The 14,342-nt window shown below is 59.8% G+C and carries 12 protein-coding genes; 9 read left to right on the top strand and 3 right to left on the bottom strand.

Annotated features, from left to right (window positions below; genetic code table 11):
* Complete coding sequence (locus ACLRGI_RS11725) at positions 1 to 912, top strand: hypothetical protein (protein ID WP_419201824.1); 912 nt, start codon at positions 1 to 3, stop codon at positions 910 to 912.
* A 686-nt stretch (positions 913 to 1,598) separates the two neighbouring features.
* Here ACLRGI_RS11725 and ACLRGI_RS11720 read toward each other — a convergent pair.
* The 3 genes from ACLRGI_RS11720 to ACLRGI_RS11710 all read right to left on the bottom strand — a co-directional run bounded on the left by ACLRGI_RS11720 (position 1,599) and on the right by ACLRGI_RS11710 (position 3,349).
* Positions 1,599 to 2,060: a DUF3817 domain-containing protein gene (locus tag ACLRGI_RS11720; protein ID WP_419201823.1), complete on the bottom strand. Its 462-nt coding sequence runs from the start codon at positions 2,058 to 2,060 to the stop codon at positions 1,599 to 1,601.
* 84 nt (positions 2,061 to 2,144) lie between these two features.
* Positions 2,145 to 2,750, bottom strand: coding sequence for a hypothetical protein (locus ACLRGI_RS11715; protein ID WP_419201822.1), 606 nt, complete (start codon positions 2,748 to 2,750; stop codon positions 2,145 to 2,147).
* A gap of 92 nt (positions 2,751 to 2,842) precedes the next feature.
* Positions 2,843 to 3,349 (bottom strand): hypothetical protein, encoded by a 507-nt coding sequence (locus ACLRGI_RS11710; protein ID WP_419201821.1) that lies wholly within the window; start codon positions 3,347 to 3,349, stop codon positions 2,843 to 2,845.
* Positions 3,350 to 3,555: 206 nt separating this feature from the next.
* Between ACLRGI_RS11710 and ACLRGI_RS11705 the strand changes: the two genes are divergently transcribed.
* From ACLRGI_RS11705 to ACLRGI_RS11670, 8 genes are all read left to right on the top strand, one after another.
* Positions 3,556 to 4,764: a thermonuclease family protein gene (locus ACLRGI_RS11705; protein ID WP_419201820.1), complete on the top strand. Its 1,209-nt coding sequence runs from the start codon at positions 3,556 to 3,558 to the stop codon at positions 4,762 to 4,764.
* Positions 4,761 to 6,257, top strand: coding sequence for a type I restriction-modification system subunit M (locus ACLRGI_RS11700; protein WP_419201819.1), 1,497 nt, complete (start codon positions 4,761 to 4,763; stop codon positions 6,255 to 6,257). The genes ACLRGI_RS11705 and ACLRGI_RS11700 overlap by 4 nt, the downstream gene beginning before the upstream one ends.
* Positions 6,254 to 7,411, top strand: a complete 1,158-nt coding sequence (locus ACLRGI_RS11695; RefSeq protein ID WP_419201818.1) for a restriction endonuclease subunit S — start codon at positions 6,254 to 6,256, stop codon at positions 7,409 to 7,411. Before ACLRGI_RS11700 ends, ACLRGI_RS11695 begins: the two co-directional genes overlap by 4 nt.
* 107 nt (positions 7,412 to 7,518) lie before the next feature.
* Positions 7,519 to 7,743, top strand: coding sequence for a helix-turn-helix domain-containing protein (locus ACLRGI_RS11690; RefSeq protein WP_419201817.1), 225 nt, complete (start codon positions 7,519 to 7,521; stop codon positions 7,741 to 7,743).
* Positions 7,740 to 9,032: a HipA domain-containing protein gene (locus tag ACLRGI_RS11685; RefSeq protein WP_419201816.1), complete on the top strand. Its 1,293-nt coding sequence runs from the start codon at positions 7,740 to 7,742 to the stop codon at positions 9,030 to 9,032. Before ACLRGI_RS11690 ends, ACLRGI_RS11685 begins: the two co-directional genes overlap by 4 nt.
* A 70-nt stretch (positions 9,033 to 9,102) precedes the next feature.
* Positions 9,103 to 12,501, top strand: coding sequence for a DEAD/DEAH box helicase family protein (locus ACLRGI_RS11680; RefSeq protein WP_419201815.1), 3,399 nt, complete (start codon positions 9,103 to 9,105; stop codon positions 12,499 to 12,501).
* A 92-nt stretch (positions 12,502 to 12,593) separates the two neighbouring features.
* Positions 12,594 to 13,313 (top strand): FadR/GntR family transcriptional regulator, encoded by a 720-nt coding sequence (locus tag ACLRGI_RS11675; RefSeq protein ID WP_419201814.1) that lies wholly within the window; start codon positions 12,594 to 12,596, stop codon positions 13,311 to 13,313.
* Positions 13,310 to 14,329: an asparaginase gene (locus tag ACLRGI_RS11670; RefSeq protein WP_419201813.1), complete on the top strand. Its 1,020-nt coding sequence runs from the start codon at positions 13,310 to 13,312 to the stop codon at positions 14,327 to 14,329. Before ACLRGI_RS11675 ends, ACLRGI_RS11670 begins: the two co-directional genes overlap by 4 nt.
* Positions 14,330 to 14,342 lie beyond the last annotated feature (13 nt).

Genomic DNA, 14,342 nt, shown 5'->3' with positions numbered 1-14,342 from the left:
ATGGCAACGGTCCTCGCTTGCGCCTCGGTACTCGCAATTCTCGGCTCGCCTCTGACTGCAGCGGCTGAGGAACCAGGGGTTCGGGCCAACAGGGGTGAGACGGGCTTAGTTTTGACCGCGCACTACATCCTTGACAGCAATACCGGGGTGCCCACCGCGAGCCTTGGAAAACCCACGGCTGAAGACCCCTATCAATACAAGCCCGACACCATGTGCCGCGCCGGGGGTGGAGGCTTGGGGTGCCAGGGACTTCAGTGCCCTCCCACTACACCGGGCGGTCCTGAAGGAACTCCAGTGGTCTGGAAGAAGGCTCCGAAGGCCATTACTAATCCGGACTGGACGCAATACCGCGCCATCACTGGCCCGACCTGCCTCTACGACCCCGAACCCGAGAATGTCCTGCCCAACATCGCTGCAAGGATCCTGAACGACTTCCGCCAACTCCCCGTCAACCCGGGAAACCTCGAAGCCCAGCCCTTCCCCCACACCCTCAAAGGCGGACCCACCAACTTCTACGCCACCCCCGGCCAACAGGCCTTCGACGTCACCATCCTCGGCCAAGCAGTCCACCTGACCGCCACACCCACCAACTACACCTACACCTTCGGCGACGGCACCACCCTCGGACCAACCCCAGCCGCCGGCTACCCCATCCCCGAAGCCGAATGGCTCACCAACGAGACCCGCACCAGCCACAGCTACGCAGAAACCGGAAACTACCAAGCAACCGTCACCACCAACTTCGCCGGCACCTACTCCGTCAACAACGGACCACCCCTACCCATCAACGGAACACTCGACATCACCACACCAACCAAAACCATCCAAGTCTGGAAAACAGAAAAAGCCCTCGTCGCCGACACCTGCGAGGAAAACCCCAACTCCTGGGGCTGCCCCGGCACTGCCCGCTGAGGAAGATCAGGCACTCTTCACAATTGACCAGGCTTCTAAGTCGCCGTGCCCAAAAACGGGTCAGTTCACGGTGACTTAGAAGCCTTGAATAACCCGGGAACGGAGCCTATCCGCACGTTTTCCACAGGCTCCAAATCGTCACTTCGACGGCTTCTTCCGAGCAATCTAGGCTGTTCGAAACCCACCAAGAACCATGGAAAGAGCCTTACATGAACAGAGTCTCCCCTGCCCGTTTTTCCAGCTCTACTCGACTGAAATCGGCGATTCTGGTCGTCACTGGCGTGCTGTTCTTGAGCGCTTGCGAGGGGAGCAGCACCCCACCCGTTTCGACATCCAGCGATGGGACGTCCGCCAATTCGACGTCGCACCCTAATGAGCTGACGCAGGCCTCCATCATTTCGGCCGACGGGTTGTATCAACTCATGCCGGACTTTCACTGCCGCGATGACGGCCCGGACTCTGAAGACACAAGATGCCTGACGCTGGAGTGTCCAGCCACGGCTGAGAGTGCAGCGGAGGGGCGGCCGGTCATCTGGAAGCGGGCACTACGAACGATAGCCAGCCCCGGATGGCATGACTGGGTTCCGGTAAGCGGCCCCACCTGCTTCTACGATCCCCATGCCTAAGGCAGCTCGCATCCCAGGAAGGAATCAGCGGCCACGCCATGAGCCTAGGAGCCGAATGGGCTAGGAGAACCAGGTACCTGGAGGGCCCATGATCAGCAGGAAGCTAAAGACAGCGCCCACAACCACAAGGGTGACAACTACGGCAAGGATCGGGTTCCGCAGGACCCAGGCCTGGGCTTTTTCGAAGCCCCCTTGAGGCTTCTCACCCCCGGCAGCCAAACGCCAGCCACCGGCGAGGAGGCCGCGACGGTCGAGCGACTTCTCCGTGGGGATAGTGGCATAAGGAATCACTGCTGAAGCGATGGCAAGCAGGCCGGTACGGGTTGCCCACTTCTGGTTGATCCAAGTAAACGCGGCTGTTGCTGCGTAGCAAAGGAACACGAAGCCGTGGATGCCTCCGGCGATGCTCACCCCAACGTCGGTGGTGCGCGTTACGTACTTGAGGAACAGCCCGATCAACAGCAGCGTCCATGTCACGGCCTCGGCAAAAGCAACGGTACGGAACAAAGTACGGGGCTGCATGAAAGTCCTCAGGTAGAAAACGGGAGACACACCCTATTTTACCGGCTGTAGAACTTCCCTTACGTCAATCCGTGCAACGGCAGGTTACGGCAGCGGAAGCGCTTCACGGTTCCGGATCCGCGAGTCGCCGAACTCTATAGCCACGGGGGCGATCTCCACGGATGGCTCGTGCCTGGTCCGGGCTTTTCCGACTGCGATGTGGGGCAGCCATCGGGGCGATCTGTAACCAAGGGCGGGCGAGCTCAGGATGAAGTCGTCAATATTGTCGAGGCCGAGGTCATCAAAGAGTACGTGAAGCCCCTGCACCAAAAGGGCTTGATAGTCGTGAACCTCCTGGGGCGCATCCACTTCGAGCCCCATGAGACGACCACCGCCCAAGGGGACCAACCTGTCCGACTTCCCTAAAAAGCCCTGCAGCACCGGCAGTTCCGTCAACCAACTGGCTACCTCGGGAAGCACCCTCTCCGGGGGCGAAAGACCCTTCGTCCACGCGACGATGTCCCTGCCCAGCTCGTCCAGGATCCCAACATGCAGCAGCGTCAGGTGCAAGCCCTGCGGCTTGCGAAGGGAATCGACAAACCGGTTCAGTCCCTCGTAATCCGAAGACCCTGCCCCTATGCGAAGGACGGGCACCTCAACAGTGATGCGGGCTCCAGGAGGTTTGCTTCCAGGGGAGACAAGCGCCGTCATGGTTGCCATTATGCGCCGAACGCGCAGCAAGCGGGAGGCCGACGGCGGAACTCCCCTTCCGCCGTCGTGCCGCCTTTGGCGTTAGCCGCGTTTCACTTACTGGAGCGGGCCTGCACAAGGTTCGCAAACGGAAGCCTCCCGAAGGCGGCAACAAAATCAGCGTGATAGGCGGCCTCGGCGGCGTTCACTTCGGAAGCAGGAAGTTCCTTCCACGCAACCATCAGGTCCAGGGCATCGCGGAGCTGCCAGATGAGCCGGGCGTCCCAGACGACGGTAGGCCGTCCACGGCCGTAATCAAGGAACTCCTGGAGCTGCTTGCGTAGACCACGATTGCCTTGGCTGCCGGCGCTTGCTTTACCGATGTAAAGCACGGAAGCGTCGGGGATCCATTCAGGTTCCAACACTTCACGCTTGAGGGAGGGATCCTTCTTCTTGAAGGTGCCGGCAGTGCTCTTGTTAAGGAATGTGGGCTCGAAATCCGCCGGTCGGAGAATGATGAAGATGCCGGGTCCTTGGGGAATCCTCATGGGATCGAGTTCGTCGAGAGGCCGAAATCCGGTGAACCCGTCCTCGGTGAGCGACTTTTTGGTGAAGAGCATGGTCCATTGTGTCAACGTAAAGTCACAATATCGCCGAGCTACGGGGGACGCGCACAAAATCTGACTTGTAGCTTAAAGTGTTCTCGGCTGCCCAACAGCCACGTCATCACTCCATTCGCATAATAGGGGGACTATTTGCGCGCCCACATCAAGCTGCCCCACAGCCTTTGTCCATTCACCTTCTCCGCCCAGGGATGTTCACTCACGTGCGGAAGCTAGCAATTGCTGCAGCCACGTCAGTAGTGCTGGCCGCGACCACTTGGGCGGTCGCCACAGCTGCAAACGCTGACTCTGGAACAGTCGTAAGGGTCATCGACGGCGACACCGTGGTTGTGTCGATCAACAACAACGACCAGACGATCCGACTGCTGAACATCAACACGCCGGAAACCAAGGACCCGAATAAGCCCACCGAGTGCCTCGGCCCTGAAGCGACGGACCACTTGGAGGAAGTACTACCGGTGGGCAGCAAGGTCCGGTTGGAGTTCGACGTCGAACGCCACGACAAGTACAAAAGAACGCTGGCTGGAGTCTTCAACGCCAGCAACCAACTGGTGAACGCAGAAATCGCTCGACGAGGTCTCGGAGTTCCCATGGTGGTCGAGCCAAACCGCAAGTTCCTTCCACCTGTCGAGGCCGCCTACCAGGAAGCTCGGGCCGCGAAGGCCGGACTCTTCTCCGAAACAGTTGAGTGCACGCTACCGGCACAGCTGGCGGCCGCATCGGAGGCACTGACCATGGCAGAGAATGCAGCACCGGCCACGACCTCTGCGGGTGCCGGTGCCAACGCCACGGGTTTGGCCGCTGCTTTGGTTGCAGCGAAGGCCGCCCGGGATCTTCTGTCGGCATCCCGGGACACGGAGCACTCCATCGTCTGGGCCGCGTACGAGCCTGCCGAAGCAGCGGGGAAATTGACGGCCCTCACAGCGAGGATCACGCGCGGGGAAAGCGCCTTGGCCAAGGCTAAGGACCAAGAAAAGTCGCTCGCCGCAGCCCCGAGAAGAAGAAGGCTGAGGAGGAACGGGTGGCCGCCGCTGCGCGTGCGGCGGCTGAGAAGAAGGCAGCCGAGGAAGCCGCTGCCGCTGAAAAGAAGGCTGCTGATGAGGCGGCCGCAGCAGAACAGGCCCGGGCAGCCGCGGCGGCCGCCGAGGCTGGGCGGATCCGCAACACCCCGGCTGCGCCGCCTGTCCAGCAGTATGTTCCGCCAGCACAGCAGTACCTTCCACCGGCACCCGCAGCCCCGGCGAACCCAGCGCCGGGCTACACGGGTCCCCGCTGCTACGCGCCCGGCGGAAAGACCTGGCGTCCCTGCTGAGCCTTGGAAGCAGGCCCGGCACCGCAGATCTGCGGTGCCGGGTTTGCTTCGCATCAGAATCCATGTGCGCTCGCCCCTGCCACTAAACTCGCATGAGTGATCACAGGTGAAATCAAGGCCCAAGTAGACAAAGTCTGGAATACGTTCTGGAGCGGCGGCATCTCGAACCCGTTGGAAGTCATCGAGCAGATCACTTACCTTCTGTTTCTCAAGCGCCTGGACGAGAACCACACCCGGGCGGAGAAGCAGGCCAATATCTTGGGCGAGCCGATTGAGAACGCCGTGTTCCCGGAAGGTCTTGACCCTCAGGGCCGGCCCTACTCCGACCTCCGCTGGTCGAAGTTCAAGGACTTTGGTCAGACTGAGATGTTCACGCTCTTCCAGCAGAGCATCTTCCCGTTCCTTCGCACTGAGCTGACCAAGCAGTCCAACGGCGAGGACTCCACCTACAGCCATCACATGAAGGATGCGCAGTTCAAGATTCCGAACGCGGGCGTCTTGAAGCAGGTTGTAGATGTCATCGACTCCATCAACATGGAGGGTCGCGACACTAAGGGCGATCTCTACGAGTACATGCTCTCGAAGCTGGCTTCGGCGGGCACCAACGGTCAGTTCCGAACCCCTCGGCACATCATCGATCTCATGGTAGCGATGACAGCACCCCAGCCGCTGGAAGCCATCTGCGATCCGGCCGCCGGTACCTGCGGCTTTCTTGTTCAGGCCGGCGAATATCTCCGCAAGAACAACAGCAATCTCCTCACCAATGATGAGATGAGCAAGTTCTTCCATCACGAGCAGTTCCATGGCTTCGACTTCGACTCCACCATGCTCCGCATCGGTTCAATGAACATGCTCCTCCACGGTGTCGAGAACCCGGATGTCTCCTACCGCGATTCACTCGCCGACCTACATTCCGCAGAGGAAGAAAAGTACAACGTCATCCTCGCCAATCCGCCGTTTGCTGGCAGCTTGGACTACGAGAACGTGTCGAAGGAGCTCCTTAACGTCGTCAAGACGAAGAAAACCGAACTCCTGTTCCTGGCACTTTTCCTCAAGCTGCTCAAGCCAGGCGGGCGGGCTGCCGTCATCGTGCCCGACGGTGTTCTCTTCGGCTCTACCGGCGCCCACAAGTCCCTCCGCAAGACACTGGTCGAGGGGCACAAGCTCGACGCCGTCGTCAAACTCCCGTCGGGCGTCTTCAAGCCCTACGCCGGTGTATCCACCGCCATCCTCTTCTTCACGAAGACCAACTCCGGCGGCACGGACAACGTCTGGTTCTACGACGTCAAGTCGGACGGCTTCAGCCTCGATGACAAGCGCACGCCGCTCGGCTCTTCCGACCTTGAGGACGTCCTCTCGCGTTGGAATCAGCGCACGACGGCGGAACTTGAGCGGGCGCGCACGGAACAGTCCTTCTGTGTTCCACTTTCCGAGATCGAGGCGAACGACTACGACCTGTCCCTCAACAGGTACAAGGAGATCGAGTACGAGGAGGTCGCGCATGCTGCCCCCGAGGAAATCCTGGCAGCGCTCTATGAGTTCGAAGCCGAGATCACGGAGGGCATGAACGAGCTGCGGGAGTTGCTGAAGTGAGAACAAAAATCAGCACCATCCTGGAGGAATTCAAAGCCAAGCCGCCATTGGATTCCGCCCCCGAGGTGCTCACTCTGACTGAGCGAAACGGCTTCGTAAGACAGGCAGATCGCTTTAACAAGCGTTTGGCAACCGAAGATGTCAGCGATTACAAGTACATACGACGCGACGATTTCGCCTTCAATCCCTATCTCCTCTGGGCAGGAGCCATCGCCCGGAACCGTAACTTCGATAACGGCGTCATCTCGCCCCTCTATCCCACATTCAGAGTGAGACCTGAATTTTGGCCAGGATACGTAGAGCGGCTCGTTTTGAGTGAGGCCTTAGTGAGCGCCTATGACACGATTGCGTTTGGTTCTGTGCCAAGGCGGCGAAGGTCTTCAGTGAAGGACTTCCTGAACCTCGAAGTCCCAACACCGCCCTCGTATGCCGAACAAAGGCGGATTGCGGCGATTTTGGACAAGGCCGACGATCTCCGCGCCAAGCGCCGCCAAGCCATCGCCCACCTCGACGCGCTCACCCAGTCGATCTTCCACTCAATGTTTGGCGACCCAGTTCGGAATCCCTACGGCCTGGAAAGGGTTTCACTCACCGAAGCCGGCCGCCTTTACAGCGGGGGAACTCCTTCGAAGGAAGTCGCGGAGAACTGGAATGGTTCCACGCCCTGGTTTAGCCCGAAAGACCTCAAGAGAGCTCGACTCCGCGACTCCATTGACCACATCTCACCCAACGTTCCCGCCCACACTTCTCTGCGCCTTCTACAGGCCGGAACTGTTGTTTTTGTTGTCCGAGGAATGATCTTGGCACATTCTTTTCCGGTGGCATTGCTTGAGTGCGAAGGAACGATCAACCAAGACCTCAAAGCAATCATCCCGACTAGGGACGTTGTGCCAGAATTTTTGCTGGCCTGCCTTCAAGCGCAGCAAAAGTATGTGGTCGGCCTCGTCGAGACAGCAGCGCATGGAACAAAGAAAGTGACAACGGAGACCTTGGGGAAAACATGGGTCTTCGACGTACCCATCGAACTGCAGCAGGTCTTCGCAACCCGAGTCGCCGCCGTCGAGCGTTTGAAGGAAAGCCACCGCAAGCACTTGGTGGAATTGGATGCGCTCTTTACTTCGCTGCAGAGCCGCGCGTTCAAGGGCGAACTTTAAGCCGGAGCCCAGTCCACAAAACAGACCTGTCGCCGTACGGCAACAAATGCTAAAGTCGCCGTACGGCAACATTTACCGAAGTTGCCGTACGGCGACAGGAGCTTCCATTGCGCACAGTCCGCGAGGCTGGACCCCTTGTACGTGAGCTGCGTGAAGAGCGAGCGTGGTCCCAGGCCGAGTTGGCCCGGCGAGCCGGCGTGTCCCGCACCTTTGTCATCGATCTCGAATCCGGCAAAGCATCGGTGGAAACGTCGAAGTTCATGGACGTCTTTCAAGCCCTCGGCTTCGAAATTGCCATACGCGACAGCGAAACGGGCGCGGTACGGTGGTGAGTTCCCGCGCTCTTGACGTCTTCATGGACGGGACGCTTTGCGGCCGCGTTGAACAGTCGCCGTCGGGAAATCTGACATTCCGCTATGAGCCGGAGTACCAAGCCGCCCCGAACGCGACGCCGCTTTCGTTGTCCATGCCGCTGGCAGCCACCCTCCATAAAAAGCGCAGCGTGCTCCCGTTTCTGCAAGGACTCCTGCCGGACAGTGAAGGCGCCCTGCAGACCATTGCCAGACGGTTCCGGATCTCCCCATCCAACCCCTTCGCAATCCTCGAACATATTGGTGCCGATGTAGCTGGTGCGCTGCAATTCATGACGCCCGGTACCGGCTCTTCTGATGGCACCCTCTCAAGAAAAACTGTGCGGCCGGTTTCGGATGCAGACGTGGCAGAGATGCTGGATCATGTTGTGACTGAATACAAGGACGGCACGCCCTACGATGACTCTGCAGGACGTTTCAGCCTAGCCGGGGCACAGCCAAAAATTGCCCTGCATCAACTTCCGAACGGCAGCTGGGCGGTACCCCAAGACGCGACTCCTACGACGCACATCTTGAAACCGGCAGCAGGCAACTTCAGTCGCCTGGATGTGGTGGAACAGCTGACCATGAGGGCAGCAGCTTTCCTGGGGCTCGAGGTAGCCAAGTCCGGGCTCGCCCGCATAGGTGACTGGGACGTATTTGTGACACGCCGCTATGACCGCCAGGAAGTGGACGGAACATGGCGCCGCATCCACCAAGAAGACTTCTGCCAGGCGTTGAGTGTTCCTCCAGCCAAGAAATATCAGCACCGTGATGGCGGGCCGGGGGCAAGCGATATGGCCACCCTTGTCCGGTCACTTCCTTTAGAAGCGGACCGCCGGGCAGCAGGAGAAGGGCTGTACCGCGCCCTCGTTTTCAACACAGTGGCAGGTTGCACCGACGCGCATGCCAAGAACTACTCCGCGCTCCTTAACGGCAGCAGGGCCCGACTGTCCCCGCTCTATGACCTCGCCACCTACGCCCCATATTGGGATGGGGAGTCGAACATCGACTTGGCCATGAGCGTGAAAGGCGAGTACAGGCTTCAGAAAATCAGCAAGCAGATGCTGGTATCAACGAGCACGCAGTTCAGCGTTGAAACAGAAGCTGCCCGGGAAATAGTTGAACACTATTGTGGGGGCATCGTAGAAGCATTCGAAGCTGCCAGGGAAGAGCTGAAATCCCAGCTTGGATCCCTTCCGCAAATCGCCGATGACACCATTGCGAAAATACAATTGCTGCCACTGGTCGAGGCCACCAATTTGAAATGAAGCCTAAACGGTCACAGTCTCATGATTGACTACTTCCAGGACATCGGAACAACGGATTGGAGACGGCTGCATGGGGGCAGTTACCAGCAACTTTGGGTTCATGCTGGGCGAGTGGCCGGAGTTGGCCCAGCAAGCACGCCGGGCCGAACAATTCGCCCGGGTCGATCCCCGCGCTTCCGTGTTCTACGCCCGCTACACCATCGAACGCATTGTTGAGTGGCTGTACCAAGTGGAGCCAGGGTTGGTGACCCCCTACAAAGATGACCTCAACGCCCTCCTGAACGAGCCCACATTCAAGAATCTTGTGGGCGGTCCTATTGCCAACAAGCTCACCATCATTCGCAAGGCCGGCAACAACGCGGTCCACAACTCGGTCAGCCCAACCATTCAAGGTGCCGAACTCGTGCTTCGCGAGCTGCACCACGTTTGCTATTGGCTCGCGAGAAACTATGCCAAAACCGGTAGCCAGTTGCCGCCGTCGTTGGTATTTGATCCCGCCATTCTGGCCCCGAAGCCCAAAACGCCGGTCCAGCAGCAGTCGCCTGAAGAACTCCAGGCACTCGAGAGCCAGCTCAAAACCAAAGACGAAGCCCTTGCCCAGGCAGTTGCCGACTCCGCGGACCTCAAGGCCCAGCTGGAAATTCTGCAAGCCGAAGTCGCTGAGGCCAAAAAGCAGAATCAGACGGTCCCCGACCACCACGACTATGACGAGGCCCTGACCCGCAGGCACCTCATCGATCTTGAGCTGAACGAGGCAGGCTGGCCGCTCAGCAACACAGAAGACCGCGAGTTCAAGGTCGACACAATGCCCACGGCAGGCGGCACGCTCAGCGGCGTCGGCTACGTGGACTACGTGTTGTGGGGTGCCGACGGACTGCCTCTCGCGGTGGTCGAAGCGAAGCGGACCACCAAGGATCCCCATGTAGGGAAGCAACAAGCCAAACTGTACGCCGACTGCCTGGAACGTCGCTACGGGCGGCGCCCCATCATCTACTACACCTCCGGTTACGAGACGTGGATTTGGGACGACACCATGTACCCGGAGCGCGCGCTGCAGGGTTTCCACACGCGCGATCAACTGCAACTGCTCGTCAACCGCAGGCAGAGCCGAAAGCCGTTGGCTGAACAGGCAATCGACAACTCAATCGTCGAACGCCCCTACCAGCACAACGCCATTCGGGCCGTCACGGAAGCCTATGAGAAGGACTTCGAACGCAAGGCGCTTGTAGTCATGGCGACCGGCACGGGCAAGACGCGCACCGTCGTCGCACTCGCAAAACTCCTGCAGGAAGCCAACTGGGCCAAGCGCGTTCTGTTCCTGGCGGACCGCGTTGCCTTGGTCAAGCAAGCGGCCAATGCGTTCAAGGCCCACCTGCCGGGCTCGAGCCCGGTCATCCTGGGCTCGGGCGAAGAGGCAGACAGCCGCATCCACGTGGCTACTTATCCGACCATGATGAACCTCATCAACAGGACTGAGGGAAAGCTGGGCCAGCGGACCTTTGGCATAGGCCACTATGACCTCATCATCGTCGACGAAGCCCACAGGTCGGTCTACCAGAAGTACAGGGCCATCTTCCAGTACTTTGATTCACTCCTCATCGGGCTGACGGCCACGCCACAATCAGAGGTAGACCGTAACACCTACAGCCTTTTCGGCATCGAGGACAACGTTCCCACGTTCGCCTATGAGCTCAGTGAGGCCATCGAGGCCGGATATCTCGTGCCGCCGCGAGTTGTGCCGGTCCCGTTGAAGTTTCCCGACCAAGGCATCTCCTACGAGGACCTTTCTGAAGCTGCCAAAGAAGAGTGGGACGAGCTCGAGTGGGATGAAGACGGCGAAATCCCGGATTCCGTGGACGCCACCGCGATCAACACCTGGCTCTTCAACGCAGACACAGTGGATAAGGCGTTGGAAGTCCTCATGACGCGTGGTCACAAGGTTGCCGGCGGGGACCGACTGGGTAAAACCATCATCTTCGCGAAGAACAACCGGCATGCCGAGTACATTGCAGAACGCTTCGACAAGAACTACCCGGCCTACAAAGGCCAGTTCGCTCGCGTCATCACCTACCAAGTGAACTACGCCCAGAATCTCATCGACCAATTCTCGACCACCGAGAGCGACCCCCAAATCGCCATCTCAGTGGACATGCTGGACACCGGCGTGGACGTGCCGGACGTCGTTAATCTGGTCTTTTTCAAAATGGTCAGATCCAAGACCAAGTTCTGGCAGATGGTGGGGCGCGGTACCCGACTTCGCCCGGAACTGTACGGGCCGGGCGAAGACAAAAAGGACTTCTTCATCTTCGACCTCTGCCGAAATGCCGAGTTTTTCAATGCAGGTATGCCCAGCAACGAAGGGTCTTTGGGCAAGTCACTCGCAGAGACCACTTTTGCGGCGCGCGTGCAGCTCCTGCAAACTTTCACCGACCTCCAATGGGATCCTCACGCGCCTGTCATTGCCGACCTTCGGCAGACTTTGAAGCACACAGTTGACCGGCTTCCGCTCGACAATTTCCTCGTCAAGCCGGCCCGCAAATGGGTGGACCGGTTCACCGAGGAAGCGGCGTGGACATCCCTGGCTGCTGAGGACTACCAAGCTTTGCAAACCGAGATCGCCAGGCTCGCTTCCATCGGTGCGCCCACTGACACGGAAGAGGCCAAGCGCTTCGACTACCTCATGCTCCAAACAGAGTTGGCGTCGCTGCAGGGATCGTCGATCGGGCCATTCCGGATAAAGATCCAAACAATTGCCTCCGCACTGCAGGACCAACAGAGCATCCCGGCCATCGCCGCTCAATTGCCGTTGCTGGATACCATCCTCCACGACGACGAATGGGAATCCGTTTCGTTGGAATGGCTGGAAGAAATCCGACGCCGGCTCCGGGGATTGGTCCATCTCATCGAGAAGCGGAAACGCAAGGTGGTCTACACAAACTTCCAGGACGAGCTCGGCGTACTTGAAGAAGTCGAACTCGCGGGGGCAACAAATGGCTTCGTGGACCTCCCTCGTTACAAAGAGAAAATGCGTTCGTACTTGGCGCAATATGAGGAACACGCAACCATCCAACGGCTCCGGCGTAACAAGCAACTCACGGCCTTGGACCTGGCCGAGCTTGAACGCATTCTCCTCGAAAGTGGGCTGGGTTCGCTGGAAGATTTGAATCGTGCCGCCAATGATGGGCTCGGTCTCTTTGTCCGTTCCCTGATTGGCTTGGACCGCGAAGCCGTGGAGGAAGCGTTGTCAGAGTTTGTGGCTGGTACTACGCTCACGGCCCAGCAACTCAACTTCCTCAAGGTTCTGACCAATCACCTGATAGAAAATGGAAAGGTCAGCCCTAAAGCCTTGTTCAACTCCCCATATAACGAGCTGGCCCCGTCCGGCCCGGATGCGCTGTTCGGTGACGACAAGATCGGGCAGCTGATCAGCATCCTCCGCTCCATTGAGAACCATGCGAAGGTGAGCTGAACGCCAGCGGCCAGCGCCGCCGTCGACCCCTAAACCGTGAAGCAAACCTTTCAGCGTTGACACGCACTTGTGACCCGTGCCATATTCGAAACGTGAACCTGTCAGACAGCCGGACAGCCGGACAGCAAGGACCCCAGGGTGGGCATACGCCTATCTCACGCATTTCCGCAGCGGAGGCGGTCTTTGCGGCACTCCGGCGTGCCATCGAAGGCGGGCAGTTCGACATCGGCACCAAGCTCAGCTCGGAAGCCACGCTCGCCGGGCAGTATGGCGTAAGCCGCTCGGTCATCAGGGAAGCGCTGAGATCCTGTAACACCTTGGGACTTACCGTGACCAAGACCGGCAAGGGCACCTTCATTGTGGCCAACAAGGTTGCTAACGACCTTACCTTGGGTCAGTACAGTGCGCGTGACCTTAACGAAGCCCGCCCGCACATTGAGATCCCGGCAGCCGGGCTTGCCGCGCAGCGCCGCACTGAGGAAGAGCTGGAGCACCTCAAGGAGATCGTCCAGGAAATGCTCACTGAGAACGACCCCGAAGCCTGGGTGAACCTGGACGCGAGCTTCCACTCAGCGGTGGCCCGCGCCAGCGGAAACCGGGTGTTCGCCAGCGTCGTCTCGGATATACGTGAAGCCTTGGCACACCAGTCCGAAACCTTGAACCTCGTTGCAGACCGGCAACACCGTTCTGATGAAGAGCACGTTGCCGTGCTCAACGCCATCGAAGCCGGAGACTCCGACGCCGCAAGCAAAGCAATGGCCGCTCACCTGCAGGCCGTCAGCGTGGCACTGGACAGGATCCTCAGCAAATGACCCACTCAAAGGAAACCGCCGCCATGCCAGCCCCCGAAGCGCCGGCCCAGCACCTCAAAACGCCAAACCACGTCCCCCTTGTAGAGGTAACCCGCGATGGCCTGGTGGAGAGCATCCACTATGGATCCTTGATCGCGCTGCACGAAAACGGCAGCACAGCCGTAGCGGCCGGCGAACCGGACGCCCCCATGTACCCGCGCTCAAGCCTGAAGCCGCTGCAAGCCGTTGCACTGCTCAAAGCCGGTTTGGATATCCCGCAGGACCTCCTCGCGCTGACCGCTGCCAGCCACTCCGGTGCACAAATGCACCGCGACGGCGCCACCGAGATCCTGAAGCTGCATGGCCTCACCGAAGCGGCCCTGGGCAACAGCACGGACCTCCCCTACGGCGTGGCTGAACGCGAAGAGTGGCTCCGCCAAGGCAACGGCCCGACGCAAATTGCGCAGAACTGCTCGGGCAAGCACGCTTCCATGACCGCCGTCTGCGTCATCAACGGCTGGCCTGTGGAGGGGTACTTGCACCCCGAACACCCATTGCAGGTCCTGGTCCGCGACACCATCACGGAACTGACCGGCGAGGAAGCTGCGGCAGTCAGCACGGACGGCTGCGGCACTCCGCTGTTCGCCCACTCCCTTCGCGGCATGGCGCGCGCCTATGGTCGCCTCGCTGCTGCCGACGAAAGCACCTACGAGGGCAAGGTTGCCCACGCCATGCGCCGCTACCCCCAAATGGTGGCCGGCGAAGGACGCGATGTCACCGCCCTCATGCGGGCCGTCCCGGGACTCCTCGCGAAGGACGGCTTTGAGGGCCTCCAGCTTGTCGGCCTCCCGAACGGAACCGGCATGGCCGTGAAGATTTCCGACGGCGGCGACCGCGCCCGCATGCCCGTCACCGTTGAGGTTCTCCGCCGGTTGGGCGTCGACGGCGGCAGCTTGGACACGCTTCAGAGCCCACCCGTGCTGGGCGGCGGCCTCCCGGTCGGCGAGCTCCGCGCAGCCTCAATTTTCAGCAACTAAACCAAGGACAGCT

This window comes from Paenarthrobacter sp. PPS72 (assembly GCF_048537125.1).
Lineage (GTDB): Bacteria > Actinomycetota > Actinomycetes > Actinomycetales > Micrococcaceae > Arthrobacter > Arthrobacter nitroguajacolicus_E.
Note: the sequence above shows the minus strand (reverse complement) of the source record. Positions and strands in the feature narration are given on the sequence as shown.

What these genes read in the sequence shown, in the direction of transcription:
- ACLRGI_RS11725 (WP_419201824.1), top strand. Translation starts at nt 1, where the DNA reads ATGGCAACGGTCCTCGCTTGCGCCTCGGTACTCGCAATTCTCGGCTCG.
- ACLRGI_RS11710 (WP_419201821.1), bottom strand. Translation starts at nt 3,349, where the DNA reads ATGCTCTTCACCAAAAAGTCGCTCACCGAGGACGGGTTCACCGGATTT.
- ACLRGI_RS11670 (WP_419201813.1), top strand. Translation starts at nt 13,310, where the DNA reads ATGACCCACTCAAAGGAAACCGCCGCCATGCCAGCCCCCGAAGCGCCG.
- ACLRGI_RS11680 (WP_419201815.1), top strand. Translation starts at nt 9,103, where the DNA reads ATGGGGGCAGTTACCAGCAACTTTGGGTTCATGCTGGGCGAGTGGCCG.
- ACLRGI_RS11715 (WP_419201822.1), bottom strand. Translation starts at nt 2,750, where the DNA reads ATGACGGCGCTTGTCTCCCCTGGAAGCAAACCTCCTGGAGCCCGCATC.
- ACLRGI_RS11720 (WP_419201823.1), bottom strand. Translation starts at nt 2,060, where the DNA reads ATGCAGCCCCGTACTTTGTTCCGTACCGTTGCTTTTGCCGAGGCCGTG.